General features: G+C 70.2%; 24 protein-coding genes. 13 read left to right on the forward strand and 11 right to left on the reverse strand.

Annotated features, from left to right (window positions below):
- The first annotated feature begins 67 nt into the window (after positions 1–67).
- Together hybE and C9F13_RS00145 are read left to right on the forward strand one after the other, a co-directional pair.
- Positions 68–556: a [NiFe]-hydrogenase assembly chaperone HybE gene (gene hybE, locus C9F13_RS00140; protein WP_157955124.1), complete on the forward strand. Its 489-nt coding sequence runs from the start codon at positions 68–70 to the stop codon at positions 554–556.
- 151 nt (positions 557–707) lie between these two features.
- Complete coding sequence (locus C9F13_RS00145) at positions 708–1,478, forward strand: 3-hydroxybutyrate dehydrogenase (protein ID WP_108444225.1); 771 nt, start codon at positions 708–710, stop codon at positions 1,476–1,478.
- A gap of 96 nt (positions 1,479–1,574) precedes the next feature.
- Here C9F13_RS00145 and C9F13_RS00150 read toward each other — a convergent pair whose 3' ends face one another.
- Together C9F13_RS00150 and C9F13_RS00155 are read right to left on the reverse strand one after the other, a co-directional pair.
- Positions 1,575–2,114 (reverse strand): response regulator transcription factor, encoded by a 540-nt coding sequence (locus C9F13_RS00150; protein ID WP_108444226.1) that lies wholly within the window; start codon positions 2,112–2,114, stop codon positions 1,575–1,577.
- Between the two features lie 35 nt (positions 2,115–2,149).
- Positions 2,150–3,421 carry an ATP-binding protein gene (locus C9F13_RS00155; RefSeq protein ID WP_108444227.1) on the reverse strand — a complete coding sequence of 424 codons (1,272 nt, stop codon included), beginning with the start codon at positions 3,419–3,421 and terminating at the stop codon, positions 2,150–2,152.
- A 165-nt stretch (positions 3,422–3,586) separates the two neighbouring features.
- Here C9F13_RS00155 and C9F13_RS00160 point away from each other — a divergent pair, with 165 nt between their 5' ends.
- Together C9F13_RS00160 and C9F13_RS00165 are read left to right on the forward strand one after the other, a co-directional pair.
- Positions 3,587–4,855, forward strand: a complete 1,269-nt coding sequence (locus C9F13_RS00160; protein ID WP_108444228.1) for an efflux RND transporter periplasmic adaptor subunit — start codon at positions 3,587–3,589, stop codon at positions 4,853–4,855.
- Positions 4,852–7,986, forward strand: coding sequence for an efflux RND transporter permease subunit (locus C9F13_RS00165; RefSeq protein ID WP_108444229.1), 3,135 nt, complete (start codon positions 4,852–4,854; stop codon positions 7,984–7,986). The genes C9F13_RS00160 and C9F13_RS00165 overlap by 4 nt, the downstream gene beginning before the upstream one ends.
- A 19-nt stretch (positions 7,987–8,005) precedes the next feature.
- Here C9F13_RS00165 and C9F13_RS00170 read toward each other — a convergent pair whose 3' ends face one another.
- Positions 8,006–9,109: a mandelate racemase/muconate lactonizing enzyme family protein gene (locus C9F13_RS00170; RefSeq protein WP_108444230.1), complete on the reverse strand. Its 1,104-nt coding sequence runs from the start codon at positions 9,107–9,109 to the stop codon at positions 8,006–8,008.
- A gap of 249 nt (positions 9,110–9,358) precedes the next feature.
- On the opposite strand from C9F13_RS00170, the gene C9F13_RS00175 reads away from it, so the two are divergent.
- A complete protein-coding gene (locus C9F13_RS00175; RefSeq protein ID WP_108444231.1) occupies positions 9,359–9,589 on the forward strand; it encodes a hypothetical protein in 231 nt (76 codons plus the stop codon).
- Between the two features lie 103 nt (positions 9,590–9,692).
- Here the strand turns inward: C9F13_RS00175 and C9F13_RS00180 are convergent, their stop codons facing one another.
- The 3 genes from C9F13_RS00180 to ftsH form a co-directional block, all read right to left on the reverse strand.
- Positions 9,693–10,292 (reverse strand): CBS domain-containing protein, encoded by a 600-nt coding sequence (locus tag C9F13_RS00180; RefSeq protein ID WP_157955125.1) that lies wholly within the window; start codon positions 10,290–10,292, stop codon positions 9,693–9,695.
- 117 nt (positions 10,293–10,409) lie between these two features.
- Positions 10,410–11,888, reverse strand: coding sequence for a sodium:proton antiporter NhaD (gene nhaD / locus C9F13_RS00185; RefSeq protein WP_108445293.1), 1,479 nt, complete (start codon positions 11,886–11,888; stop codon positions 10,410–10,412).
- 225 nt (positions 11,889–12,113) lie between these two features.
- Complete coding sequence (ftsH, locus tag C9F13_RS00190; protein WP_108444233.1) at positions 12,114–13,937, reverse strand: ATP-dependent zinc metalloprotease FtsH; 1,824 nt, start codon at positions 13,935–13,937, stop codon at positions 12,114–12,116.
- 190 nt (positions 13,938–14,127) lie between these two features.
- Here ftsH and C9F13_RS00195 point away from each other — a divergent pair, with 190 nt between their 5' ends.
- On the forward strand, positions 14,128–14,793 hold the full coding sequence (locus tag C9F13_RS00195) for an SDR family oxidoreductase (protein ID WP_108444234.1): 666 nt from the start codon (positions 14,128–14,130) through the stop codon (positions 14,791–14,793).
- Between the two features lie 25 nt (positions 14,794–14,818).
- On the opposite strand, the gene C9F13_RS00200 is transcribed toward C9F13_RS00195, so the two are convergent.
- Together C9F13_RS00200 and C9F13_RS00205 are read right to left on the reverse strand one after the other, a co-directional pair.
- Positions 14,819–15,226 (reverse strand): DCC1-like thiol-disulfide oxidoreductase family protein, encoded by a 408-nt coding sequence (locus C9F13_RS00200; RefSeq protein ID WP_108444235.1) that lies wholly within the window; start codon positions 15,224–15,226, stop codon positions 14,819–14,821.
- Positions 15,223–15,774, reverse strand: coding sequence for a CIA30 family protein (locus C9F13_RS00205; RefSeq protein ID WP_108444236.1), 552 nt, complete (start codon positions 15,772–15,774; stop codon positions 15,223–15,225). Before C9F13_RS00205 ends, C9F13_RS00200 begins: the two co-directional genes overlap by 4 nt.
- A 268-nt stretch (positions 15,775–16,042) precedes the next feature.
- On the opposite strand from C9F13_RS00205, the gene C9F13_RS00210 reads away from it, so the two are divergent.
- Complete coding sequence (locus C9F13_RS00210; RefSeq protein ID WP_108444237.1) at positions 16,043–16,639, forward strand: hypothetical protein; 597 nt, start codon at positions 16,043–16,045, stop codon at positions 16,637–16,639.
- Here the strand turns inward: C9F13_RS00210 and C9F13_RS00215 are convergent.
- The gene (locus C9F13_RS00215; protein WP_108444238.1) at positions 16,636–16,968 is read right to left on the reverse strand and encodes a helix-turn-helix transcriptional regulator; all 333 of its coding nucleotides are present in this window, start codon (positions 16,966–16,968) and stop codon (positions 16,636–16,638) included. The two genes, C9F13_RS00210 and C9F13_RS00215, sit on opposite strands and share 4 nt — an antisense overlap.
- Positions 16,965–18,314, reverse strand: coding sequence for a type II toxin-antitoxin system HipA family toxin (locus C9F13_RS00220; RefSeq protein WP_108444239.1), 1,350 nt, complete (start codon positions 18,312–18,314; stop codon positions 16,965–16,967). Before C9F13_RS00220 ends, C9F13_RS00215 begins: the two co-directional genes overlap by 4 nt.
- Positions 18,315–18,654: 340 nt before the next feature.
- On the opposite strand from C9F13_RS00220, the gene prfC reads away from it, so the two are divergent.
- A complete protein-coding gene (gene prfC, locus C9F13_RS00225; RefSeq protein ID WP_108444240.1) occupies positions 18,655–20,244 on the forward strand; it encodes a peptide chain release factor 3 in 1,590 nt (529 codons plus the stop codon).
- A gap of 224 nt (positions 20,245–20,468) precedes the next feature.
- A complete protein-coding gene (locus C9F13_RS00230) occupies positions 20,469–21,233 on the forward strand; it encodes a TatD family hydrolase (protein WP_108444241.1) in 765 nt (254 codons plus the stop codon).
- Here C9F13_RS00230 and ygfZ read toward each other — a convergent pair.
- Positions 21,226–22,260 carry a CAF17-like 4Fe-4S cluster assembly/insertion protein YgfZ gene (ygfZ, locus tag C9F13_RS00235; protein WP_108444242.1) on the reverse strand — a complete coding sequence of 345 codons (1,035 nt, stop codon included), beginning with the start codon at positions 22,258–22,260 and terminating at the stop codon, positions 21,226–21,228. The genes C9F13_RS00230 and ygfZ overlap by 8 nt on opposite strands.
- A gap of 150 nt (positions 22,261–22,410) precedes the next feature.
- Here ygfZ and C9F13_RS00240 point away from each other — a divergent pair, with 150 nt between their 5' ends.
- The 4 genes from C9F13_RS00240 (at position 22,411) to nei (ending at position 26,033) form a co-directional block, all read left to right on the forward strand.
- Positions 22,411–22,608: a hypothetical protein gene (locus C9F13_RS00240; RefSeq protein ID WP_108444243.1), complete on the forward strand. Its 198-nt coding sequence runs from the start codon at positions 22,411–22,413 to the stop codon at positions 22,606–22,608.
- A 44-nt stretch (positions 22,609–22,652) separates the two neighbouring features.
- Positions 22,653–23,090, forward strand: a complete 438-nt coding sequence (locus tag C9F13_RS00245; RefSeq protein WP_108444244.1) for an OsmC family protein — start codon at positions 22,653–22,655, stop codon at positions 23,088–23,090.
- Between the two features lie 66 nt (positions 23,091–23,156).
- A complete protein-coding gene (uvrB, locus tag C9F13_RS00250; protein ID WP_108444245.1) occupies positions 23,157–25,184 on the forward strand; it encodes an excinuclease ABC subunit UvrB in 2,028 nt (675 codons plus the stop codon).
- A gap of 21 nt (positions 25,185–25,205) precedes the next feature.
- Positions 25,206–26,033: an endonuclease VIII gene (gene nei, locus C9F13_RS00255; protein ID WP_108444246.1), complete on the forward strand. Its 828-nt coding sequence runs from the start codon at positions 25,206–25,208 to the stop codon at positions 26,031–26,033.
- The last annotated feature ends 122 nt before the right edge of the window (positions 26,034–26,155 follow it).

A 26,155-nucleotide genomic window follows, 5' to 3' on the forward strand; every position in this document is an offset into this window, starting at 1 on the left:
ACGAGCCCCGGTGGGAGACGCCTGGCGCGGCGACTATACTGGCGGCCTCGCCGAACCGGAGGACACCATGCAGGCATTGAGTGCCGCGCAGTACGCGCGGCTGGGACGCCTGGCCGAGGCCTGGACCCGCCGTTACCTGAAGGCCGCCAAGGCCGAGCCCCACTTCAATCCGCGTCTCGCCGTGGATGCGCTCTGCTTCCAGCCCCATCCGCTCCCCGACGGTCGCCACGGCCTGCTCGGCGCCCTGGTCACGCCCGTCTCGCTGTCGCTGGTGCTGGTGGTCGACGACGACGAGGCCGCGCCGCCCGGCGAGCCGGCCGATGCGCCGCGCCTGACCCTGGACCTGCCCTCGGGGCGCTACCCCTTCGCCTGGGAGCCGGTGGGGGAGGGCGACGAGGAGGGCCACGCCGAGAACGATGACTCGCTCGTACCCGAAGGCTGCTGGCGCTGTGCGCTGCTCACGGACCTCTCCGACCTCGACTCCCGCCAGGCGGCCAGCCGGCTGGCGCAGCAGCTGATGGAGCGGGTCATGACGCCCGCCGAGCCCGCGCCCTGATGGATGACGCACTGCGTCATTAGCCTTATGCTGGGGGCGCAGCGCCACCCCCATGCGCGCGACGACAACCACAACACCACCATCAGCGGGCCCGGGGCGCCGTCGGGATCGCCCCGACGTTCCCGGACGATCCGATCAAGAGGAGTCACGCATGACCGCCAACGCTTCCACCCCCCGCGTCGCCCTGGTCACCGGCACCAGCAGCGGCATCGGCGAGGCCGTGGTTCGCCACTTCTGCGAGCTGGGTCATCAGGTGCTGGCCGTGGACTTCAATCCCGCCGGTCGGGAGGTCGCCGAGCGGGCCGGCGCGGCCTTCTTCCAGGCCGACCTGACCGACGGCGAGGCCTGCCGGGCGGCGGCCGCGGAGGCGATCAAGCGCTTCGGTCGCGTGGACATCCTGGTCAACAACGCGGGCATCCAGCACGTCTCGCCCATCGAGACGTTCCCCGAGGCGAAGTGGCGCCAGATCATCGACCTGATGCTGACCGCCCCCTTCCTGCTGACCCAGGCGGTGTGGCCGAGCATGCGCGAGAGCGGCTGGGGCCGCGTCATCAACATCGCCTCGGTGCACGCCCAGGTGGCCTCGCCGGGCAAGGCCGCCTACATCAGCGCAAAGCACGGCATGATCGGCCTGACCAAGACCGCGGCACTGGAGGGCGGTGGCCAGGGCATCACCGCCAACGCCATCTGCCCGGCCTACGTCAAGACGCCGCTGGTCGACAACCAGATCGCCGACCAGGCGCGGATGCACGGCATGGAGGAGCAGGAGGTGATCGAGAACATCATGCTCAAGAACGCCGCCGTGAAACGGCTGATCGAGCCCAGCGAGGTGGCGTCCCTGGTCGCCTACCTGGCCTCGGATCAGGCCGGCGCCGTCACCGGGGCGAGCTGGAACATCGACCTGGGCTGGACCGCCCAGTAACGGCGGCGAGCGGCAAGCGCCGAGTCACAAGCCAGCCCCGAGGCCATGACCTCGGGGTTGTTCGTTCGTCGGGAGCGGCCGAGCCCCCTGGCCGCCTCAGCGCCTGACCGGGCGCTTCTGCAGCTTGCGCTGCAGGGTGCGGCGGTGCATGCCCAGCGCCCTGGCCGTGGCGGAGATGTTGCCGTCGTGCTCCTGGAGCACCTTCTGGATGTGCTCCCAGGTGATGCGGTTGATCGACGGGGGGTGCTCGGCCACCTCCCGTTCCGGGTCGCCCTCCTCCCGTGACAGGGCGGCGAGCACCTCGTCGGCATCGGCCGGCTTGCAGAGGTAGTTCACCGCGCCGAGCTTGATCGCCTCCACCGCGGTGGCGATGCTCGAGTAGCCCGTCAGCACGATCACCCGGCACGCGGGCACCAGCTCCAGCAGCTCGGGCAGCAGCTTGAGCCCCGACTCGTTCTCCAGCTTGAGGTCCAGGGTGGCCAGCTGGGGCTGGTGACGCCGCGCCAGGGAGAGCGCCTGGGCGGCGTCGTGGGCCACCATCACCTCGAAGCCGCGGCGCGTCAGCGCCCGGTCGAGCACATGGCAGAACATCTCGTCGTCGTCGATGATCAGCAGGCGTTCGGCGGTCTCTTGCATGTCGTCCTCGCAGGGTCGGGGAAATCCCGGAGCCGTCAGGTCGTCGTCTGGCTGCGCGGCAGGATCACCTCGGTGAGGGTGCCGCCGTCGGGGTGATTGTACAGGCTCACGCCGCCGCCGAAGCGGTTGATGGTGGCGTGGGTCAGGAAGAGGCCGATGCCGAGCCCCTTGCTCTTGGTGGAGACGAAGGTCTCGCCCAGCTGGTCGGCGATGGACATCGCCACGCCCGGCCCGTGGTCGCGGATGTCGATGATCACCTCGTCGCCGTTCCACTCCAGGCGGATGACGATGTCGTCGGGGTTGGCGTCGGCGGCGTTGTTGAGCAGGTTGGTCAGCGCCTGGTCGAGGGTGGCGTCCACCGCCAGCCGGGGCGGGTCGCGGCGCTCGGCGACCTCCAGGCGGTGGCTGACGTCGGGACGCAGCACCAGCCAGCGCTGCACCACGCCGGCCAGCCACGCCTGGGCGTCGCAGACCTCGGGTTCGGCCATGCGCCGCCGATCGGCGCTCTGCACCAGGTGGCGCAGCCGCGACTTGCAGGTGTCGACCTGCTGGCGCAGCAGCTCCAGGTCCCGGGTCAGCTCGGGGTCGTCCCGGGCCTCCTCGCGCATCTCGGCGAGCAGCACCGCCATGGTGGAGAGCGGCGTGCCGAGCTCATGGGCGGTGCCCGCCGCCTGGGTGGCCACCGCCAGCACCTGCTCGTTGCGCAGCGCCGCCTCGCGGGTGCGCGACAGCGCCTGGTCCCGGCTGCGCAGGGCATGGGCCATCTTGAAGATGAAGAAGGTGACGAGCCCCGCCGAGAGCCCGAAGTTCATCCACATGCCCAGCTTGTGCAGGCCGACAGTGGAGGTGCCGTCGCCTTGGGCGAGCTGCGGCAGCGGCTGGTAGACCACCATCAGGAAGGTGTAGGCGGCCATGGAGGCCGCGGCGATCAGCCAGGCGTGGCGCCAGGGCAGGGTGGCCGCGGCGATGGTCACCGGCACCAGGTAGTAGTTGATGAAGGGGTTGTGGGCGCCGCCGGTGAAGTAGAAGAGCAGCGTCAGCCCCGTCACGTCGATCATCAGGTGGCCGAGGTACTCCTGGTGGGTCACCGCCCGGGGTCGCCCCAGCCGCCACCAGGTGGCGATGTTGATCCCCCCCATGGTGACGATCACCGCGATCACCGCGGGCACCTGCAGCGAGAAGCCCAGCAGCTCGATGCCGATGATGATGGCGGCGAGAAAGCCGGTCCAGGTGATGCCGCGCACGATCGTCAGCCGCACCAGGTTGCGGTTGGGGGTGGAGAGCGGCAGGGGAAGGGCGGCTTGCATGGCGACTCCGCGAGGCGAATGGGGGCCGATGATACCCGATCCGGGGCCGGGCGGGGCGCGCCGCCGGCGTGGCGGACTGCGGTCGAGTGTCGCCTCGTCGCCGACAATCCCCGGTCGATGACTGTATATTGTGGGCTGTTGATATGCCCGGTGGAACCCTGCCCGATGCTCAGACGCCTGCTCCCCCTGTTGATCCTGGCCCTCGGCGTGGCGGCCTTCCTGTGGCTGCGCGCGACCCGGCCGGAGAGCCCCAGCGTGACCCCCGAGGAGCGTCGCTGGCGGGTCGAGACCCTCGCCGCGACGCTGGCGCCCCAGGCCCCGGTGCTGCCGCTCTACGGCGAGATCGTCGCCCCCGACCTGCTCACCGTCACCGCGCCCCTGGCCGGACGCATCGCCGAGCGGCCGGTCCGCGAGGGGCAGCGCGTCGCCGAGGGCGAGCGGCTGGTGGCGATGGACGACGCCGACGTGCTGCCGCCCCTGCGGCAGGCCGAGGCCGAGGTGGCGGATCGCGAGGCCCAGGTGGAGAACGAGCGGGTGCGCCACGCAAGCGACCGCGAGGCGCTGGCCCGCGAGCGCGAGCTGGTCGACAACGCCCGTCGCCAGCTGGAGCGCACCCGCTCGCTCCGGGACCGCAACCTGGCCTCCCAGTCGGATCTCGACACGGCGCGCAACGAGCTGGCCCGCGCCCGGGTGACGGTGGCGGCCCGGGAGCGGGCGATCGCCGAGCATCCGGCGCGCCTGCAGTCGCTGGAGGCGGGGCTGGCCCGGGCCCGGGCCGCCCTGGCCGCGGCGCGTCGCGATGCCGCGCGCAGCCGGGTCGAGGCGCCCTTCGACGGCATCGTCACGCGCATCCGGGTCGCCCCGGGCGATCGGGTCGCGGCGCAGAGCGAGCTGCTCAGCGTCTATCCGGTGCGGGGGCTGGAGCTTCGCGCGCGCATCCCCCGGCGCCATCAGGACGAGCTCCTCGAGGCGCTGTCCCGGGGGCAGCGCCTGGTGGCCAGCGACGGGCAGGGCGCTCGCTTCGCGCTGGAGGGGCTCGCCGGCGAGGGCGACCCCGCCGGCACCGAGGCGATCCTGCGCCTCGTGGCGGGGGGCGAGCGGCTGCGTCCCGGCAGCCTCGCGGCCGTGTCCCTCGAGCGCCCGCGGGTGCCGGAGAGCCTGGCGGTACCCTACAGCGCCCTCTACGGCAACGACGCCCTCTACCGGATGGACGAGGCGAACCGCATGCAGCGCCTGGCCGTAACCCTCCACGGCGATGTGATCCGCGACAGCGAGCGCTGGGCGCTGGTCAGCGGCGAGGCGCTGGTCGACGGCGACCGGGTGATCGTCACCCACCTGCCCAACGCCATGCAGGGGCTTTTGGTCGAGAGCGCCAATGAGCCGCCGGAAGGCGTCGACGAGGCGCGCGAAGGCGACCCGGAGGCGTCCTCGTGAGCCGTCGGCGCGGCCTGATCGGCTTCTTCGTCCACCACCGGGTCGCCGCCAACCTGGTGATGCTGGTGATGCTGCTCGGCGGGGCGCTCGGCATCTCGCGCATGAACATCCAGTTCTTCCCCACCTTCGCCCTGGACGTGGTCAGCGTGCGCACGGTGTGGAGCGGCGCCTCGGCGGAGGACATCGAGCAGGGCATCACCATCCCCTTCGAGCAGCGCCTGCGCAGCATCGATGGCCTGAAGCGCATGACCTCCACCTCGGCCCAGGGCGTCTCGAGCATCACCCTGGAGTTCCACGAGGGCACCGATCCCATCCTGGCGCTGGACGACGTCCGCCAGCAGGTCGACGAGTTCACCAATCTGCCGGTGGACGCCGAGGAGCCCCAGGTCGCCCGGGCGGCGCGCTACGAGCCGGTGGCCCGGCTGCTGGTGCACGGCGAGGTCACGCCCCGGGAGCTTCGCCACCTGGCCAACCGCTTCGAGGACCAGTTGCTCCAGGCGGGCATCGACCGGGTGGAGATCAGCGGCCTGCCCGACCAGCAGATCAGCATCGAGGTCCCGGCCGAGCGGCTGCAGGGGCTGCAGCTCGGCCTCGGCGAGATCGCCGAGCGCATCGAGGCGATGTCCCGAGACCTGCCGGCGGGGCTGCTCGGCCAGCAGGACAGCACCCGCGAGCTGCGCGCCGTGGAGCAGCGCCGCGACGCCCTGGCCTTCGCCGACCTGCCGGTGCTCAGCGGCGAACGGGTGCAGCTGCGCCTGGGCGACATCGCCACCATCCGCCAGGAGGCCCGCGAGCCCTCGGTGACCCTGAGTCGCGACGGCCAACCGGCGGTGGAGCTGATGCTGCAGCGAAGCGAGAACGGCAACTCGCTGGCCGCTGCCGAGGTGCTCAATCGCTGGCTCGACGAGACCCGCCCCCAGCTGCCGCCCTCGGTGGAGCTCGAGGTGCACGACGAGACCTGGCAGCTGATCGCCGAGCGCATTTGGCTGCTGATCAGCAACGGCCTGGGCGGGCTCGCGCTGGTGCTGCTGCTGCTCTACTTCTTCCTGCCCGCCCGGGTGGCGCTGTGGGTGGCCATCGGCATTCCCACCGCCTTCCTGGCGGCCATGGCGGTGTTCTGGGTGATCGGCGGGTCGATCAACATGATCTCGCTGTTCGCGCTGATCATGGCGCTGGGGGTGATCGTCGACGACGCCATCGTGGTCGGCGAGGACGCCGACGCCCACTTTCGCGGCGGCGAGGCCGCCCGCCACGCCTCCGAGGGAGCCGCTCGGCGCATGCTGTGGCCGGTCATCGCCTCGTCGCTGACCACGGTGGCCGCCTTCATGCCGCTGCTGCTGGTGGGCGGGGTGATCGGCAACATCCTCGGCGATATCCCGGTGGTGATGATCTGCGTGCTCATCGCCTCGCTGCTGGAGTGCTTCGTGGTGCTGCCGGCCCACCTGCGCAACGCCTTCGTGCCGGGCAAGACGCCGCGGCGCCACCTGCTGTCGCGGCCTCGGGAACGCTTCGAGACGGCCTTCGAGCGCTTTCGCGAGGGGCCCTTCCGGCGCTTCTCGGCGCTGACCCTGCGCCACCGCGGCGCCACGCTCGCCTCGGCGCTCGCGGTGGTGCTCTTCACCGTCGGCCTGTTGGTCGGGGGGCGCCTGGAGTTCAACTTCTTCCCGACGCCCGAGCCCAACATCCTCTATGCCAACGCCAGCTTCGTGGCCGGCACCGATCGCGGCACCGTCGATACGCTGCTGGAGCAGATGCAGGCCGCCCTGGACGAGACCGAGGCGGCGCTCGGCGGCGGGCTCGTCCAGCACGCCGTGACGCGCCATGGGGCCACCATCTCGAGCGGCGAGCAGGGACGCAACGGCGACAACGTCGGCTCGATGATGATAGAGCTCACCCCTTCGGACGATCGCGACGTGCGCAACGCCGAGTTCATCCGCGCCTGGCGCGCGCGGATGGACGAGCCGGCGGGCCTGGAGAACCTGACCATCAACGAGCGCGCGGCGGGCCCGCCCGGCAAGGACGTCAACATCCGCCTGACCGGCGAGTCGGCGGAGGACCTCAAGGCCGCCGCGGAATCGCTCTCCCGCTCGCTGCGCGAGCTGCCCGGTGTGCTGGATACCGAGGACGACATGCCCTGGGGGCGCGAGCAGCTCCTCTACCGGGTGAGCCCCCACGGCGAGGCCCTGGGGCTGACCACCCTCGAGCTGGGCCGACAGCTCCGGGCGGCCTTCGACGGCCGCCTGGTGCAGATCTACCAGGACGGCGCCGACGAGATCGAGGTGCGGGTGATGCTGCCCCGGGAGCAGCGCGAGCGACTCTCGACGCTGTCGCGCCTGACGGTGCGCACCCCACAGGGGCGCTTCGTGCCGCTGGACCAGGTCATGGTGCTCGACCATCGCCAGGGCTTCGAGGCGCTGCGCCATGCCGACGGCCGCCTGGCGGTGGAGGTGACCGCCGAGCTCGACGGCGAGATCACCAACGCCGAGCGGGTGCTGGACGCCCTCTCCGAGGAGGTGCTGCCGATGCTCGCCAGCACCCACCGGCTCCGCTACAGCTTCGAGGGACGCGCCGCCGACCAGCGCGAGACCTTCGCCGACATGCGCACCGGTCTGCTGATCGGCCTGGGGCTGATGTACGTGGTGCTGGCCTGGGTCTTCGCCTCCTGGAGCCTGCCGCTGATCGTCATGACGATCATCCCGCTGGCGCTGGTCGGGGCGCTGCTGGGCCACTGGGCGCTGGGCCTCAACCTGACCATGCTGTCGCTGTTCGGGCTCTTCGGGCTCTCGGGCATCGTGGTCAACAACGCCATCATCCTGGTGGCCTTCTACCGCCATCAGCGCCACAAGGGGCTCGCCATCGACGCCGCCCTCAACGAGGCGGTGGTGCAGCGGGTGCGCGCCGTGCTGCTCACCTCGCTGACCACCATCGGCGGGCTTCTGCCGCTGCTCTTCGAGACCTCGCTGCAGGCGCAGTTCCTGATCCCCATGGCCGTCTCCATCGCCTTCGGCCTCGCCTTCTCGACCCTGCTGGTGCTGGCCGTGATCCCGGTGCTGCTGAGCTACCTCGAGCGGCTGCGCGAACGGTTCGGTCGCGCTGACGAACACGGCGAGGAGGCGCCGGCGCGCGGCTGACGACAACCGCGGGCGCGGCTCAGCCGTGGGCGAGGATCGGGCCCGTGAGCCGGTCGAAATCCGGCGTGACGCCGAGGCCCGGCCGGTCGTTCACGCTCATGGTGCCGTCCGTCACCGCCGGGGCGCCCTGGGCAAGCTGGGTGGTGTTGTAGCGGTGCAGGTCGGTGGTATTGAGCAGGCAGTGGGCGGGGGTGCTGGCCGCCAGCTGGGCATAGGCGGCGGTGGCGATGCCGCTGCCCCAGGCGTCCTCGATGGTCATCGGGATGCCGGCGGCGACGCAGAGGTCGCGGATGACCCGGGAGGGCGTGAGGCCACCGAACTTGCTGACCTTCAGCGCCATGGCGTCCATGGCATCGTCGCGCAGTGCCCGCTGGACGTCCGCGAGGCTGGTCAGGCTCTCGTCGAGCTTGACGGGGTGGTGCGAGCGCCGTCGAAACGACAGGCACTCCTCGTAGCTGGCGCAGGGCTGCTCCAGGATCAGGTCCAGATCGGCAAGCGAGCGGGAGAAGCGCGCCGCCTGGTCGCGGCGCCAGGCCCCATTGACGTCCCCCACCCACACCTCGCCCGGCTTGCGGCCCTCGGCAAGCGTGCGCAGCATCGCGATATCGTCCTCCACCGCGTGGCCCAGCTTGATCTGGAAGTGGCGAAAGCCCGCCGCGCGGTAGGTCTCCATCGAGCGTGCCATGGCCTCCGGCTCGGCCAGCGGCACGATGCGATGCAGCGGCATCGCCTCCACGAGTCGCCCGCCCAGCAGCACGTGAACGGGCAGCCCCGCCGCCTGGCCCAGCAGGTCCCAGCAGGCGAGATCGATGGCGGCCTTGGCGTAGGCATGGCCGTTGAGCGCCCGGTCCATGATCCCGGCGAGGCGCGAGACGTGGCAGGGATCCTCGCCGATCACGTGAGGGGCGAGTTCCTCCAGGCAGGCGGGCAGGCCGCCGGCGAAGGCGGGCATGTAGCTCGGGCCGCAGGGGCACACCTCGCCGACGCCGGTCAGGCCCTGGTCGGTGGTGAGCACCACCACGGTGCTGGTGAACCGCCGGTAGGTGCGTCCGCCGGCGAAGGCATAGGCGCTGCCGTCGTAGTGAAGCTCGCCGGTGTAGGCCGCCAGGTGGGTAATGCGCACGGTGCCTCCTTGGCCGCGGGACATCCCCCCAGCATAGCCGAGTTCCCGCTCGCCCCCTGGCCCGCGTCACCGCCGCGTTCTATCGCCTGCGTGCCGCGATCTCCTGGCAAGCGATCGGCGACACGTCTGGCCAGGCCTGCACGATCAATGGCTTGGATCGACGCCATTTGCGCACAGCGTTTCTTCAGTGACAGGCCTCTCGCCATGGTCAAGACTCACTCCGAAGTCTCACCGAGGGAGGGCCCTCCCATGCAACTTCTCGTCGTCAGCTACACCCCGGGCAGCTACCTGCTGCACTGCCTGGAAGCGGATCAGATGCCACGGGTGGGCGACACCCTCGAGGCGGAACGGATCCGCGGCCGGGTCGTCGGCGCCGAGCTTCTGCGCGACGTGCGAGGGTATGAAGGCACCGTGATCCTCGATGACCTGTCCGATCTCGGGGATCTCCCCCTGGGTGCGCCCGGCTCGCTCCCCGCCTGACGCGACGCCCCCTGGTCCTCGTGCCGGCAGGCGGCCGTAAGGTGGCGATCCGGCTGGCCCCTTCCGACCAGAACGGGCCAGTCGAGATCATGCGCGCCCGGCGTCACAGCTCACGGCCGAGCACCACCTTGCAGATGTCGGCGAAGCTTCTCGCCTCGGCCAGCCCGCCCGGGCGATAGCCCAGCACGCGGGCGATGTCGGCCGCCGAGATCACCCCGCGGATGCGCTCTCTGTGGCGCGGGGCGTGTTCGGTGACCAGCAGGTGCTGATCACCGAAGCGCTTCAGCGACTGCACCAGATCCTCGAGGCTCAGCTCGGCCAGCGTCTCCAGGGTGAGCGTCGGGGTCTTGTGCAGCGGGGTCTGGATCATGCCGACAGTGACGTCGCCCCGGTCGATGCCGTGCTGCTGCATGGCCAGCGTGATCAGGCGACCGCCGATCACCTCGCGGGCGGGCAGCACGCCGCTGCAGCGTCCCCGTTCGTCGACCACCAGCAGCAGGCGGACACCGCCGCTGATCATCTTCTGGTGGGCCTCGTCGACGGGTCGATCGGCCTGGATCGTCTGGGGGGCGGTGCGCGCGAAGTCGGTGAGCACCATCATGGCCGGGCTCGTCGCATCGAGGATCAGCGACTCGGGGGTCACGATGGTCGGCCGGGCGTTGAGCGCGACCGGCTGGATCGGGGAGGGGGAGAGGGTCGTCATGGGAGGCTCCGTGTCGTGATGGCCAGGCGGGGCCGCCGTCGCGGCCCCTGATGGCATCAGCGTTTCACGGCTTCCTTACCGGTTTCTTAAGGCCTCCTCGCGCCCAGCGCGGCTGGCTCAGCCGAGGGGCAGGAAGCCCTCGGCGTTCATCCAGAGGTGCACGGCGATGCTCGCCGCGTAGCCCAGGGCGATGACCGGTGCCCAGCGCAGGTGGGTGGCGAAGGTGTAGTTGCCCCGCGCCTGGCCCATCAGCGCCACTCCGGCGGCGGAGCCTACCGAGAGCAGGCTGCCGCCGACGCCGGCGGTGAGGGTGATCAGCAGCCAGTTGCCGAGCGACATGGCCGGCTCCATCGAGAGCACGGCGAACATCACCGGGATGTTGTCGACCACGGCCGAGACCACGCCCAGCACGATGTTGGCCCAGACCGGGTCCCAGCCGGTGTAGAGCGTCTCGGAGAGCAGCGCCAGGTAGCCCATGAAGCCGAGGCCGCCGACGCACATCACTACACCGTAGAAGAACAGCAGGGTGTCCCACTCGGAGCGGGCGATCCGCGTGAAGACGTCGAAGGGCACCACGCTGCCGAGCTGCTCGAGCTTCTTCCAGTCGCCGCGCTGGGCGTAGCGGGTGCGCTTGCGCTCCAGCGACATCGGCAGGCTGCGCCGCAGGTAGTACCCGAAGAACTGCAGCAGGCCGAGGCCGGTCATCATGCCGAGCACCGGCGGCAGGTTGAGCAGGGTATGGCAGGCCACGGCGTTGGCCACGGTGAACAGGAACAGGGCGATGATGCGGCGGGCACCCCGCTTGAGCCAGACGTTCTCCTCCAGGGCGTCGGGCTTCCGGTTCTTGATGAACAGGCTCATGATCACCGCCGGCAGCAGGTAATTGACCAGCGCCGGCACCAGCAGGGCGAAGAACTGGTCGAACTTCACCATGCCGGCCTGCCAGACCATCAGGGTGGTGATGTCGCCGAAGGGGCTGAAGGTGCCGCCGGCGTTGGAGGCGATGACGATGTTGACGCAGCACAGGCCGATGAAGCGCTTGTCGCCCTCGGCGACCTTGAGCACCACGGCACACATCAGCATCGCCGTGGTCAGGTTGTTGGCGATGGCCGAGATGGCGAAGGCCAGCACGCCGGTGATCCAGAACAGCGAGCGGTAGCTGAAGCCCCGCCGCACCATCCAGGCGCGCAGCGCGTCGAAGACGCGGCGCTCCTCCATGGCGTTGATGTAGGTCATCGCCACCAGCAGGAAGAGCAGCAGCTCGCTGTACTCCAGAAGCGTCTCCCGGAAGGCCTCCTCGGCGGCGTCGGGCAGGCCCGCCTGCACGTAGACCCAGCCGATCAGCGTCCAGATCAGGCCGGCGGCGATCAGCACCGGCTTGGACTTGCGCATGTGCAGCTGCTCCTCGGCCATCACCAGCACGTAGGCGAGCAGGAACAGCGTCACGGCGGTGAAGCCGGAGAGCGAGTGGGTGAGCGCGAGAGGGCCGGCGGAAGCCTGGGCCAGCGGGGCGGCCAGCAGGGCCAAGAACACGAGCACGAGAAGACCAGGCAGTCGGGCAGGGTGCCGGAGCCTGTGGTGCGGTCGGGGTAGCATCGACATCGGAGTGGAGGTTCCCGGGGGAGAGGGTGAGCAGAGAGCGCGAATGATAGGGTGCGAATAGTCAGCTCGCAACCGGAAACGCGCCCGCTCGCGCCGTCGGCGTCCGGCGCAGGCGGGCGGAGTATCGCGGCACTTTCTTAAGGATGTCTTAAGGCTTGCCAAAGGCCGGCGGTGGCGCCCCACGAGCGGTCGCCGTGCCCCCGCATGAGGCTCCGCCTGCTAGGAGGTCGCCTCGGGGGGCGAGGGCGCCATCGGCGGGTATTCCGCGGCGGTCAGTGTCTCGCGCTCGAGCAGCAGGGCGGCGCCGGCCTCGAGGTCGTCGCGCCGCGCGGTGAGCGTCTCCCGGGCCAGGGCGTAGGCCTCGTCGACCAGCTGGCGCACCGCCAGGTCGATCTCCCGGGCGGTGGCCTCGGCGTAGTCGCGGGGCTGACCGAGGACACTCTGCTCGCCCAGGAAGGCCTGGCGCTCCCGCTGGTAGACCACCTGGCCGGTCCCGTCGGCCATGCCGAAGCGACTCGCCATGTCCCGGGCGATCTCGCTGGCCTTGGCCAGGTCGTCGGCGGCGCCGGTGGAGACCTCCGCGAAGATCAGCTCCTCGGCCGCACGGCCGCCCATCAGCACCGCCATGCGATACTTCAGGTCGCTCTCGCTCTGCAGGAAGCGATCCTCGGTGGGACGCTGGATGGTGTAGCCCAGCGCGCCGACGCCGCGCGGGATGATCGAGACCTTGTGCACCGGGTCCATGCCCGGCAGGGAGGCGGCCACCAGGGCATGGCCCATCTCGTGGTGGGCGACCACCGCGCGCTCGTGGGCATTGAGCAGCCGGCTCTTCTTCTCGAGGCCGGCGACGATGCGCTCGATGGCGTCGGTGAAGTCCGCCATGGCCACCATCTCGCTGTCGCGGCGGGTGGCCAGCAGCGCCGCCTCGTTGACCAGGTTGGCGAGGTCGGCGCCGGTGAAGCCCGGGGTCAGCGAGGCGATATGGTCGAGGTCGACGTCCGGGGCCAGGGCGTGGATCTTGCCGATGTGCACCCGCAGGATCTGCAGCCGCCCGTGGCGCTCGGGGCGATCCACCAGCACCTGGCGGTCGAAGCGGCCGGCGCGCAGCAGGGCGGGATCGAGGATCTCCGGCCGGTTGGTGGCGGCCAGCAGCACGATCCCGGTGGAGGGGTCGAAGCCATCGAGTTCCGAGAGCAGCTGGTTGAGCGTCTGCTCCTTCTCGTCCTGGCCGCCCATGGCGCCCGGGATGCGGGCCCGGCCCAGGGCGTCCAGCTCGTCGATGAAGATGATGCAGGGCTTGGCCTTGGCGGCCTGCTCGAAGAGGTCGCGCACCCGGGCGGCGCCGACGCCGACGAACATCTCGACGAACTCCGACCCGGAGATCGAGAAGAAGGGCACGCCGGCCTCGCCGGCCACGGCCCGGGCCAGCAGCGTCTTGCCGGTGCCGGGCGGGCCGACCAGCAGGATGCCCTTGGGGATATGCGCGCCGAGCCGGCCGTAGCGCTGTGGATCGCGCAGGAAGGCCACCACCTCCTGCAGCTCGTGCTTGGCCTCGTCCACCCCGGCGACATCCTCGAAGGTCACCTTGGTCGAGGTCTCCACGTAGACCTTGGCCTTGGACTTGCCGATCGACATCATGCCGCCGATCCCGCCGCCACCGGTCATGCGGCGGATCAGGAAGGACCAGATGACGAAGAGCAGCACCAGTGGAAAGAACCACGACAGCAGCACGGTCAGGAAGGGGCTCGCCGGGCGGCCGTCGAAGGTGATGTCGTACTGGGCCAGCCGCTCGGCCAGGCCGGGGTCGACCCGGTTGGTGGTGAAGGCGGTCCGGCCGTCGGGCTGGGGCGAGGTGAAGGTGCCGGTGAGGCGATCGTCGCCGATCTGCACGTCGGCGATGCGGCCCTCCTCCAGCAGCCGGGTGAATTCCGAGTAGGGGATGGGATCGGTGGTCTGCCAGTTGCGGTAGACGTTCTGGAAGGTCAGGAAGAGCATCACGGCGATCAGCACGTAGATCACGTTGAAGCGATGATTGGGTTCCATGCCGACTCCTCGCAACGGGGCCGCGCCGCCAGCGGGGCCGTTGGCCACCAGTGTAGGCCAGACAGTGCCCCTTGAAATCGCCCCTTGAAATCGCGGCGGGGTCCCGCACCTAAAGGGCAGCGCGACACGCTCCAGCCGTCCCCGACGCGGACGGCCGCTAACCGGACGAACGGCCAATGAAGGAGACCACATGGCTACCACCGTACTGATCACCGGCGCCAATCGCGGCGTCGGCTTGGCGCTGGCGCGCCACTACCACCGGGCGGGCTGGCAGGTGATCGGCGTCTGCCGCGCCGGCTCCGAGGAACTCGCCGAGGTGGCCGACCGGATCATCGACGGCATCGACGTGACCCGCGAGGCGGATGTCGCGCGCCTCGCCGAGGTGCTCGGGGAGCAGCCGCTCGACCTTCTGATCAACAACGCCGGCATGCTCCACGACGAGGCGCTGGGCGAGCTCGACTTCGAGGCCATCCGCGCGCAGATGGAGGTCAACGCCTACGCCCCGCTGCGGGTCACCGAGGCCCTGCTGCCCCGGCTCGGCGACGGGGCCAAGATCGCCAACATCACCAGCCGCATGGGCTCGATCGCCGACAACGACTCCGGTGGGCGCTACGGCTACCGGGCCTCCAAGGCGGCGCTGAACGCCTTCGGCAAGTCGCTGGCGGTGGACCTGGCGCCGCGCGGCATCGCCGTGGCCCAGCTCCATCCGGGCTACGTGCAGACGCGCATGGTCAATTTCGGTGGCCTGATCAGCCCGGAGGAGGCCGCCGAGGGCATCGCGGCGCGCATCGCGGCGCTGACGCTCGAGACCAGCGGCGGCTTCTGGCACAGCAACGGCGATACGCTCCCCTGGTAGGGCCTGCCCCGGTGACGCCGCCGGTTCACCGGCGTCGCAGGTTGTTGATGGACTCGCGCCCCAGCAGGCGCAGCAGGAGGGCGCGGCCGCGGCGCAGCCAGGGATAGAGGCGGGCGGTGCGCTCCGGTGAGGCGAAGAGCCTCGCCATCAGGCGGTTGAAGAGGCCGCTGCCGGTGCTCATCAGCGCCAGGCGATGCAGGGCCTCGCTGCCGTGCACCCAGTGCTCGCCGATGCGCAGCGCGACCCCCTCGTCCAGGTCGATGCCCTGCTCGGAGAGCTCGCGTCGGGCGTCGCTCTCCTGGCGGGCATCGATCAGCGCCAGGTCGCCGACGTCGCGACGCAGCCGCTGCAGGCGCACGAATTGCCGGCACAGCGGGCACTCGCCGTCGTAGACCAGCGTGAGGGTGGGTCGCGGCGTGCGCTGCGAACTCATGGCAGCGCCTCGAGGGTCGCGATCTCCAGGCGAAACGGCCCCTCGCGGCGATCGGCGATCAGGAAGCCGAGCTGGCGGATCGCGTCCGGCGCGAGCGGCGGGGCATCTTCCAGCCGCCGGCCGCGAAACACCGCCTCGAACGCGTCCCAGGGGAGGTCGATGGTCTGCCACTCTCCCGTGGTGGCGAACCGGGCGCGATAGGCCGCGCCCTCGACGAGTCGCTCGCTGCGCAGGCGCAGCTGGTAGGGGCGGCCGTCACCGCGCACCCGCAGGCGCACCCCGCGGGCCTGGCCCAGGGCCCGTTCCAGGGAGGCGCTGCGAGGCCCGCCCGGTGTCTGTTCCCGTGCCTCGTCGACCGGCGCCCGACGTATCGAGGCGAAGCCGCCGCCATGCTCGAGGGACAGCCGTCCCGTGAAGACTCCGAGGTCCCCCTCGGCCTGCAGGCGGCCCTGGGAGACGCCGCCCATCACGCCGTCGTTGACGGCGTGCCAGCGTCCCGCCTCGTCGGCGTCCCGAAAGCTGATCCGCGCCTCGTCGCGTGCCGACATCCTCGCTCCTCGTGCGTCGTTGGGTGTATGTCGTCGTCCCGACAGGATGACGCCCAGAGCGCCGTCTGGCCATGCCCGTGGCGGGCGATGGTGGCCCCCGGCGGCTAGACTGGCCAGGTGGCGGCCGCGAAACGCCGAGCACGCCGCGGCCTATCCCCCTCCCGCCGGGAGCCAGGCCATGTCGATCTCCCTCACTCGTTGCTCCCGCGTCTCGGTGACGCGCCCGGCGGTCCGGTCGGCACGCCTTCCAAGGCTTTGGGAAGGGCGCGTGCAGACACTCCTGCTGCTGCTGGCGCTGCTGGCGCTGGTGGTGCCGATGGCCGCGGCGGGCGTGCCGGCCGGCGGCGTCTCGGCCCAGGCCCTCGGCCAGCTGCTGCGTGAGCAGAGCGCCTGGCTCGCAGAACAGAGCGATGATCCGGCTCCCGAGCTGCCCGGGGTGGGGTTCGAGCGCCAGCCCGCGCTGCAGCAGCGCTGCTTCCCCGACTTCCGGGAGCCCCTCGGCGTTCGTATCAAGGGCGCCTACGACCCTCGCGAGGCCCGCATCTATCTGGATGCCGCCCTGGATCTCGCGACCCGGCTCGACCAGAGCTATCTGCTCCACGAGCTCGTCCACCACTTCCAGGTGCATCGGGTCCGCTTCCGGGAGGCCGAGCCTCATGATGAGGCGTCAGAGGAGGCTCGGTCCGACGGCGCCCGTCCCGGCGTTCCCCCGGCCGGCGCCGAGGCACGCTCGCGGGGCCGCCTGGAGGGGGAGGCCTATCGCCTGCAGCTGCGCTGGCTCGAGCACGTCGGCGTGGCCGATCCCCTCGAGGCCCTCGGCCTCGACGACCGGACCCTGCAGATCATCGAGCGCAGCCTCCGCTAGCCGGATCGCGGCCCTCGGGTGGCGTCGTCCTCGACCAGCCTTGCCAGCAGGGCGGGCTGGCGCGGCAGCAGGCCGACCCGCAGCCCCAGGGGGCGAAAGACGCGGTCCATGCTGGCCATGGAGGCGTTGCCGGCGTCGCGCTCGATGTCGGAGAGGGTGCGGCGGCTGATGCCCACCAGGGCCGCATAGTCGCCCTGGGACATGCCCAGCACTTCCCGGCGCAGGTGGCGCAGCACCTGGCCCTCGCTTTGTTCCCCGCGCAGCAGCCGGCGCAGCTGCTCCAGCAGGGCGGCCTCCCGGGCCTCCGGGGTCATGGCGTCGCGTTTCATGAGATCAGCCCCCAGCGCTGGAGTCGTTGATCGAGATGGCCAAGCCCCACCGCGGGACGGCCGAGGATCCTCTCGGGCACGCCGCGTGCGGCCAGGCGCTGGTCCAGGCCCTTCAGGCGGCCGGCGAGGGCCTCCAGTTCCGCCATCAGGCGATCCGGCGGGACCAGCGCGCCCAGCGAGCGGGCGATGGCGGGCCAGTCGTACTCGCCGCCCTGCTCGAGCGGCGCGCCCCACTGGGTCGTGCGCGTGACGCCCTCGGGGTCGGCCTTCATGGGGGCGAAGTCGTAGACCGGGGCGTGCCAGATGCCCTCCGGACGCTTGAGCAGGGCGGCGTTGCGCCCATGGTTGTCCGAGTTGCCGAAGGCCACGTTCAGCAGGTCGCGCTTCACCCACTCGATCACGAAGGCTTCCCGGTCGAAGGGCTCGTCCAGCTCCCGGACCCGATACTGCGCCTCGAGCAGGGTGACCAGCCGCTCGACGACCGCCCCATGGCGCAGGTGCGTGCCCGGGGCCACGCCGAGCAGCGCATAGACGGACTCCAGGCCGAAGCGGCAGAGCCGGCCGTCGCGCGCCGCCACGTCGAAGCGCGGCAGCCACAGCGAGGGATAGCGCTCGCCCTCGGTCAGCGCCAGGCCCTCGAGCGGCACGCTGTCGATGCCAAGATCGGCAAGCTCCCGGTAGTAGTGGTACTCGGCGCGCAGGATGTCGCAGTCGTCGGCCCCGCGCTGGCCACGGGGAAACTTGACCAGGAAGTGTGGGTCTAGGGTCGTCGGGTCGTCCTGCCAGGTGTCGATCCAGACCTGGTCGTCCGGCGTGCGCCGCACCAGCAGCTTGGGCGCCTCGCCGCCGGCACCGGTGGCCCCGCCGCTGGCGGCGCCCATCTGTTGGGCGTACTCCAGGAAGTCGGTATGCCGCTCGATGACGTCCCCCAGCGGGAAGCGCAGCGTCTCCAGCGTGCCGCCCGGGGGGCGGGGCGGCACGGCCTCGCGGATGCGCAGGTTGCCGACCGGGGCGATGGTGCCCCGGTGCAGCAGCTCGCTGTCCTGCTCGCCGGGCGTCAGGTCCTGGATGCCGAGGTGGTCGATCCAGTAACGCCGGCTCGCCCCGGCCGGCATGATGTCCTCCAGGAAGCCGAACCAGCGCTCGCCGTGATGGCGCATCATCAGCTCGACCGGCAGGGTCAGGCTGCAGGCGTGCTCGTCGTCGCGGGACATCCAGGCCAGGGCGTGCTCCTGCAGGTAGCCCAGCCGGGCGGGACCGGCCGTGCCGCGTTCCGGGGTCGGGATCTCCAGCAGGGCCGCATCGTGCCACTGCCCCCGATGGTGGATCTGGATGGTCAGCTGCATGTGGGGCCCTTGTCTGCCGAGGTGTGTGTGCAATCTATTGCGCATAGTTTAGCGCAGGCGCCATTTATTGCGCAGTAAATTACCCATATCTGGGCAGGCAGGTGATATTTGTGCAATAAAACGCCCATTATGTGCCGATGACCTTCGGGACCGGCTGTCGGGACATGCCGGGATGGCACCGCCCGTCCCGAGGGTCGGTGGGCGTCCGGGCTGGCCACGACCGGCGACAGACTCCGTGCCTGACGGTACAATCGCGCCCCACACGCATCGATAGACACCGACACGCGTCGGCCGGCGTCATGACGCCGGCCGGCCCTGCACCAATCAGCGACGAGACGCAATGTCCAACTCGACCCTCGCCCATGAAGCCGCGCTGCGCCGCACCTTCGCGATCATCTCGCACCCCGACGCCGGCAAGACCACCATCACCGAGAAGATGCTGCTGTTCGGAAACGCCATCCAGCTGGCCGGTTCCGTCAAGAGCAAGCGCGACGACCGCCACGCCACCTCCGACTGGATGAAGATGGAGCAGGAGCGGGGCATCTCCGTGACCACCTCGGTGATGCAGTTCCCCTACGGCGGGCGCATCGTCAACCTGCTCGACACGCCGGGCCACGAGGACTTCTCCGAGGACACCTACCGCACCCTGACCGCGGTGGACTCGGCGCTGATGGTGATCGACGGCGCCAAGGGCGTCGAGGCCCGCACCATCAAGCTGATGGAGGTGTGTCGCCTGCGCACCACGCCGATCCTCACCTTCGTCAACAAGATGGACCGCGATATCCGCGACCCCGTCGAGGTGATGGACGAGGTCGAGGAGGTGCTCAACATCCAGTGCGCGCCCATGACCTGGCCGATCGGCATGGGGCGTCACTTCAAGGGTGTCTACCACCTCTACAACGACACCATCCACCTCTACACCCAGGGCCAGGGCAACCGCATCCCCGAGGACAAGCGCATCGAGGGGCTCGACAACCCCGAGGTGGACGCGGTGCTCGGCGAGGACCAGGCCGAGGAGCTGCGCATGGAGGTCGAGCTGGTGCGCGGGGCCTCCCACGCCTTCGACCTCGAGGCGTATCGCCGCGGTGAGCTGACGCCGGTCTACTTCGGTACCGCCATGGGCAACTTCGGGGTGCGCGAGATGCTCGACGGCTTCGTCGAGTATGCGCCGCCGCCCCAGCCGCGGGAGACCGACACCCGCACGGTGGAGTCGGACGACGGACGCTTCACCGGCTTCGTCTTCAAGATCCAGGCGAACATGGACCCGAACCACCGCGACCGCATCGCCTTCCTGCGGGTCTGCTCGGGCAAGTACGAGAAGAACATGAAGATGCGCCACGTGCGCATCGGCAAGGACGTCAAGATCGCCGACGCCCTGACCTTCATGGCCGCGGATCGCTCCCAGGTGGAGGAGGCGTGGCCCGGCGACATCATCGGCCTGCACAACCACGGAACCATCCAGATCGGCGACACCTTCACCCAGGGCGAGGACATGCGCTTCACCGGCATCCCGCACTTCGCCCCGGAGCTCTTCAAGCGCGTGCGCCTCAAGGACCCGCTGAAGATGAAGGCGCTGCAGAAGGGCCTCCAGCAGCTCTCCGAGGAGGGCGCGACGCAGGTCTTCATGCCGATGGACAACAACGACCTGATCCTCGGCGCCGTGGGTACCCTGCAGTTCGACGTGGTCGCCCACCGCCTGAAGGAGGAGTACAAGGTCGAGGCCGTCTACGAGGGCGTGAACGTCAACACCGCACGCTGGGTCTACTCGGACGACGCCAAGAAGCTCGAGGAGTTCAAGCGCAAGGCCAGCCAGAACCTCGCCATCGACGGCGGCGGTTACCTGACCTATATCGCCCCGACCCGGGTCAACCTGCAGATGACCCAGGAGCGCTGGCCGGAGATCCGCTTCCAGCCGACGCGTGAGCACTGACTGCGCTAGTGCCAGTGCAGTCCCGGTCGGGGCTGATCCGGGGCCAGGCCCCGGGGTGCCGGACCATCGAGGAGGCGCTGTGAACCCCTCCCTGGGCGCTACATTTGCCATCCATGGCAAATGTCCTCCTCTTCGGCCTGTCCCCGGCGCCCCTCGCTTTGAGCAAGGCAGCAGAGGTAGCTTGCTCCTTGCTCCTTGCTCCTTGCTCCTTGTAGCTTGCCCCTATGCTGATCGACGCCCACTGCCACCTGGACTTCCCCGACTTCGATGCCGACCGTGAGGCGGTGTTCGAGCGGGCCAGGGCGGTGGGCGTCACGCATTTCGTGGTGCCCGGCACGACCCGGCGACACTGGGGGCGGGTGCTGGCGCTGGGCAAGCGCGAGGACGTCGGCGTCTGCCTGGGGCTGCATCCCTACTTCATGGACGAGCACGCCCCGGACGACGTCGAGGCGCTGGCGCAGTGGGTGGAGGAGCATCCGGAGCTCGTGGCGATCGGCGAGTGCGGCATCGACGCCCGCTTCGACGAGACTCTCGACGCCCAGTGGCGCCTGTTCGACGCCCAGCTGCGCCTGGCCAAGGAGAAGGCGCTGCCGGTGGTGATCCACTGCGTGCAGGCCAACGACCGGGTCGCCAAGCGGCTGCGTCAGCTGGCGCTCCCCGCGGGCGGGTTGATCCACTCCTTCGCCGGCTCGCCCGAGCAGGCCAAGCGGTTCCTCGATCTCGGCTTCACCCTGGGGCTCGGCGGGGCGACGACCTTCGAGCGCGCCAGGAGGGTGCACCGCGCCGTGGCCTCGCTGCCGGACGACGGCTACGTGCTGGAGACCGACAGCCCCGACATGCCGCTGGCCGGCCACCAGGGCGAGCGCAACGAGCCGGCGCGGGTCGCCGAGGTGTGCCGCCGGGTGGCCGAGCTTCGCGGCCAGTCGGAGGAGCGGGTGGCGGCGGCGAGCACCGCCACCGCGCGCCGCCTGTTCGGGCTGGCTACTTGACCGCCAGCGTTTCCGGGTCCAGCCGCTCCACCGAGTAGGGCAGCTTCAGCAGCTTCAGCTTCTGGCCGGCGCAGCGCAGGGGCAGGGCGGGCTCCTTGGTGCTCATCACCGCCAGCACCTCGGCCTCGCCGTAGGCGTCGAGCTCGGCCCACAGCACCTCACCGAGGCGCTTGTCGTTGGCGTCCTCGATGGCGCTGCCGGGTTCCGGCAGCAGGCCGCCGTCGAGCTGGGCCCGCACCAGGCGCTTCTTGACCTGGCCGCGGAAGTGGGCGCGGGCGACTACCTCCTGGCCGGTGTAGCAGCCCTTCTTGAAGCTGATGCCGCCCAGCGCCTCCCAGTTGATCATCTGCGGCAGGTAGGTATCGCGCTGATCGGCATCGAGCCAGGCGAGTCCGGCCTGGATGTCGTGCAGCCGCCACACGGCGTTGTCGACCGGCGTGGCGTGCTCCGCGAGCCGCGACCACTCCGCCGCGACGCGCTCGGCAGGCAGGCATACCAGCAGGCGAGGGCGCGGCCCTGGGTGGGCCAGCAGCTGGACCGCCGGGTCGCCGCTCTGGTGCCAGGCGCGCGGTGCCGCGGCGTCGAAGCGCACCTCGGCGAGCGCCGGGGCCTCGCGGCCGATCAGGCCGAGCAGCGCGAGATCGTCACGGGTCCGCAGCTCGGTCTTGTAGAAGGCGGCAAACTTCGCCAGGTGCTCGGCAAGCGACGCCACCAGGCTCGCGTGCATGATCAGGCGGTAGTGATCCGGGGCGACACGCATCAGCTGGGCGTTGGCCAGCATACGCCCCTTGGGGGTGCAGAAGCAGGTCAGCGGGGCGAAGGTGCCGTCGGCCAGCGATACCTGGGCGCTGGTCTGGCCCTGCAGGAAACGCTCGGCATCCGGGCCCTCGACGTCGAGCATGCCCAGGTGGGCCAGTGGCGTCATCACCGTGCTCTCCAGGGCGAGGCGGGGCGCCGCGGGCGTCTCGAACGTCACCCGGTCGCCGGCCTCCTGCCGGCCGCCGGTGGCAGCGATCCAATCCTTCATCTGCGGGGCTCCTCGTGATTCGGTGTCGGGCATGATGCTGCGCTAGATGCGGGCGACGGGGCGGCATTGCAAGCGCTGCCCGGTGCTCGGGAGGCATGCTAGACTCGTGGCCTGCTCCCACTCACCCTTCATTCGTCTCAGGAGCCGAGCATGGCCCAGCAGTCATTGAGCTTTCAGGGCGTCGAGAACGCCGACCAGGTCAACCGCATCACCACCGCCCTGATGATGCTCGACGGCGTCGAGAGTGTCGAGGTCGGCCGCCACGGCGCGGAAGTCGAGGGCAAGGCCCGCCGCGAGGCGCTGATCCAGGCGGTCAAGGCCCTGAAGCTCGGCATCGAGGTGAAGTGACCCCGCAGTGATGCGAGGCCGTACAACGTGACAGGAGTGTCGGCGTGAGAAAGACCATTGAAGTCGTCAGCGAGCGCAACCATGTCTATCGCCAGCGGGTCGAACTGGACGGGTTCGAGGAGCTCTTCGTCGACGTGCCCGAGGCCTATGGTGGCGAGAACAGCGCCCCGGATCCCCACGACTACTTCGATCTCTCCCTGGGCGCCTGCAAGGCGATCACCGCCATGATGTACGCCCGGCGCAAGCAGTGGCCGCTGTCGGGGGTGAGCGTCACGGTCAACCGCGACGACAGCCAGGAGCGCCACGGGACCTATCGCCTCGACGTGGCGATGGCCTTCCACGGCATCGAGGACGTCGAGCAGCGGGCGCGGCTCGAGGAGATCAGCGACAAGTGCCCGATTCATCGGCTGATGACCACCGCCACCGTGGAGGTCTCCACCCGTCTCGCCGACCAGAGCACCCCAACCCGCGCCGACGCCTGACCCCGCGCCCGGCGTCGTTTCCTTCTCGGGCGCCGCGACGGCGTCCGGACCGTCATCGGAGCCGTCATGAGCAAGCCCTTTCGTCTGCAGTCCAAGTTCCAGCCGGCCGGCGACCAGCCCGCGGCCATCCAGGGCCTGATCGGCGGGCTCGAGTCGGGGCTGGCCCACCAGACGCTGCTCGGCGTGACCGGTTCGGGCAAGACCTTCACCATGGCCAACGTGGTCGAGCGTCTGCAGCGCCCGACCATCGTGATGGCGCCCAACAAGACCCTGGCGGCGCAGCTCTACGGCGAGTTCAAGGCGTTCTTCCCCGACAACGCCGTGGAGTACTTCGTCTCCTACTACGACTACTACCAGCCCGAGGCCTACGTGCCGTCGTCGGACACCTTCATCGAGAAGGATGCCTCGATCAACGATCACATCGAGCAGATGCGCCTCTCCGCCACCAAGGCGCTGCTGGAGCGCCGCGACGCCATCATCGTGGTCTCGGTCTCGGCGATCTACGGCCTGGGCGACCCGGACCAGTACCTGAAGATGCGCCTGCACTTCACCCGCGGCGAGCTGATCGACCAGCGCGCCTTCCTGCGCCGCCTGGCGGAGCTGCAGTACACGCGCAACGACCTGGACTTCAAGCGCGGCACCTACCGGGTGCGCGGCGACGTGATCGACATCTTCCCGGCCGATGCCGAGGACGAGGCGGTGCGCGTCGAGCTCTTCGATGACGAGATCGATACCATCAGCCTCTTCGATCCGCTCACCGGCGAGGTGCGAGGCAAGGTGCCGCGCATGACCATCTACCCCAAGTCGCACTACGTGACGCCGCGGGAGACCATCCTCGGCGCCATCGAGGAGATCAAGGCTGAGCTGGTCACTCGCCTTGACCAGCTGCGCAAGCAGGAGAAGCTGGTCGAGGCCCAGCGCCTGGAACAGCGCACCCTCTACGACATCGAGATGATGCTGGAGCTCGGCTACTGCAACGGCATCGAGAACTACTCGCGCTACCTCTCGGGGCGCGATCCGGGTGCGCCGCCGCCGACCTTCTTCGACTACCTGCCGGCCGACGCGCTGCTGTTCATCGACGAGTCCCACGTCAGCGTTCCCCAGGTAGGCGGCATGTACAAGGGCGACCGCTCGCGCAAGGAGACCCTCGTCGAGTACGGCTTCCGCCTGCCCTCGGCGCTCGACAACCGGCCGATGAAGTTCGAGGAGTGGGAGCGCATCTGCCCGCAGACGATCTTCGTCTCGGCCACCCCAGGCCCCTACGAGGCCGAGCACGCAGGCCAGGTGGTCGAGCAGGTGGTGCGGCCCACCGGCCTGCTCGACCCGGAGATCGAGGTGCGCCCGGCCACCACCCAGGTCGACGACCTGCTCTCCGAGATCCGCGCGCGCACCGAGGTAGGCGAGCGGGTGCTGGTCACCACCCTGACCAAGCGCATGGCCGAGGACCTCACCGAGTACCTGGACGAGCACGACGTGCGGGTGCGCTACCTGCACTCCGACATCGACACCGTGGAGCGGGTCGAGATCATCCGCGACCTGCGGCTCGGCAAGTTCGACGTCCTGGTGGGGATCAACCTGCTGCGCGAGGGCCTCGACATTCCCGAGGTCTCGCTGGTGGCGATCCTCGATGCCGACAAGGAGGGCTTCCTGCGCAACGAGCGCTCGCTGATCCAGACCATCGGCCGCGCCGCGCGCAACGCCCACGGCAAGGCGATCCTCTACGGCGACCGGGTCACCGACTCCATGCGTCGCGCCATGGAGGAGACCGAGCGCCGGCGCACCAAGCAGATCGCCCACAACGAGGCCCACGGCATCACGCCGACCACCGTGACCCGCTCGGTGGCCGACATCATGGAGGCCGCCCAGGCCCCCGGCAAGAAGGGCAAGGGGCGCCGTGGCGAGCGCAAGGTCGCCGAGCCCGAGGCCGTCTACGATCCCGCCGAGCTGTCGCCCCAGGCGCTGCTCAAGGAGATCGCCAAGGTCGAGGACGGCATGCACGAGGCGGCGCAGAACCTCGAGTTCGAGGAGGCCGCGCGGCTGCGCGATCGCCTGCACGTGCTCAAGGAGCGCCAGCTGATGCTGGGCTCGGCCTGACGGTAACCGGGAGGGGAGACGATGCCTGAAGGCCCCGAGATCCGTCGCGCGGCCGATCGCGTGCATCGCCAGCTCGCCGGACGGCGGCTGGAGGACGCCTGGTTCGCCTTTCCCGAGCTGGCGGGGCAGGCCGCCTCGCTGATCGGGCGCGAGGTCAGCGCCGTGGACAGCTGGGGCAAGGCGCTGCTGACCCGCTTCGACGACGGCCGGGTGCTCTACTCACACAACCAGCTCTATGGCGTCTGGAAGCTGCACGACGCCGAGCGCGAGCCCGACACCGGCCGCTCGCTGCGGGTGCGCCTGGTGGCCGAGGGGAGGGCGGCGAGCCTCTACAGCGCCTCGGACGTCTCGCTCTGGGAGGCCGGGCGGCTCGACGAGCACCCGTTCCTGTCACGACTTGGCCCTGACCTGCTGACCCACGGGGTCACGGTGGAGCAGGCCGCGGCGCGGCTGCTCGAGCCTCGCTTTCGCCGCCGGGGCCTCGGCGGGCTGCTGCTCGACCAGTCGCTGTTCGCCGGCATCGGCAACTACCTGCGCTCCGAGATCCTGTTCTTCGCCGGGCTCCATCACCGCATCCGTCCCCAGTCCCTGGAGGAGGAGGGGCTGACGCACCTGGCCGAGAGCCTCCTCGCGGTGACGCGCCAGGCCTACGAGGAGGCCGGGGTCACCAACCGTCCCGACTGGGCGGCGGCCGATCGGGCCCGGGGTGCCTCACGGCGTCGCTGGCGCTTTGCCGTGTTCGAGCGTGACGGCCTGCCGTGCCACGCCTGCGGGACAACGATCGTGCGCACCGCGGTGGCCTCGCGACGGCTCTACTTCTGCCCGGCCTGTCAGCCTGGCCCTGTGTAGCTATCATATTTATACCGTTACCTAGCATCGCTGACTACAACGAATCAGACCTTTGGGGAGAATGTCGACAGGACGGAGGGTAGGGTATAATGCCCGCCGTTCAGGCCCGACGTGGCGCCGCT

Origin of the sequence: Halomonas denitrificans, assembly GCF_003056305.1 — a bacterium.
In the GTDB taxonomy this organism is placed as follows: domain Bacteria; phylum Pseudomonadota; class Gammaproteobacteria; order Pseudomonadales; family Halomonadaceae; genus Halomonas; species Halomonas denitrificans.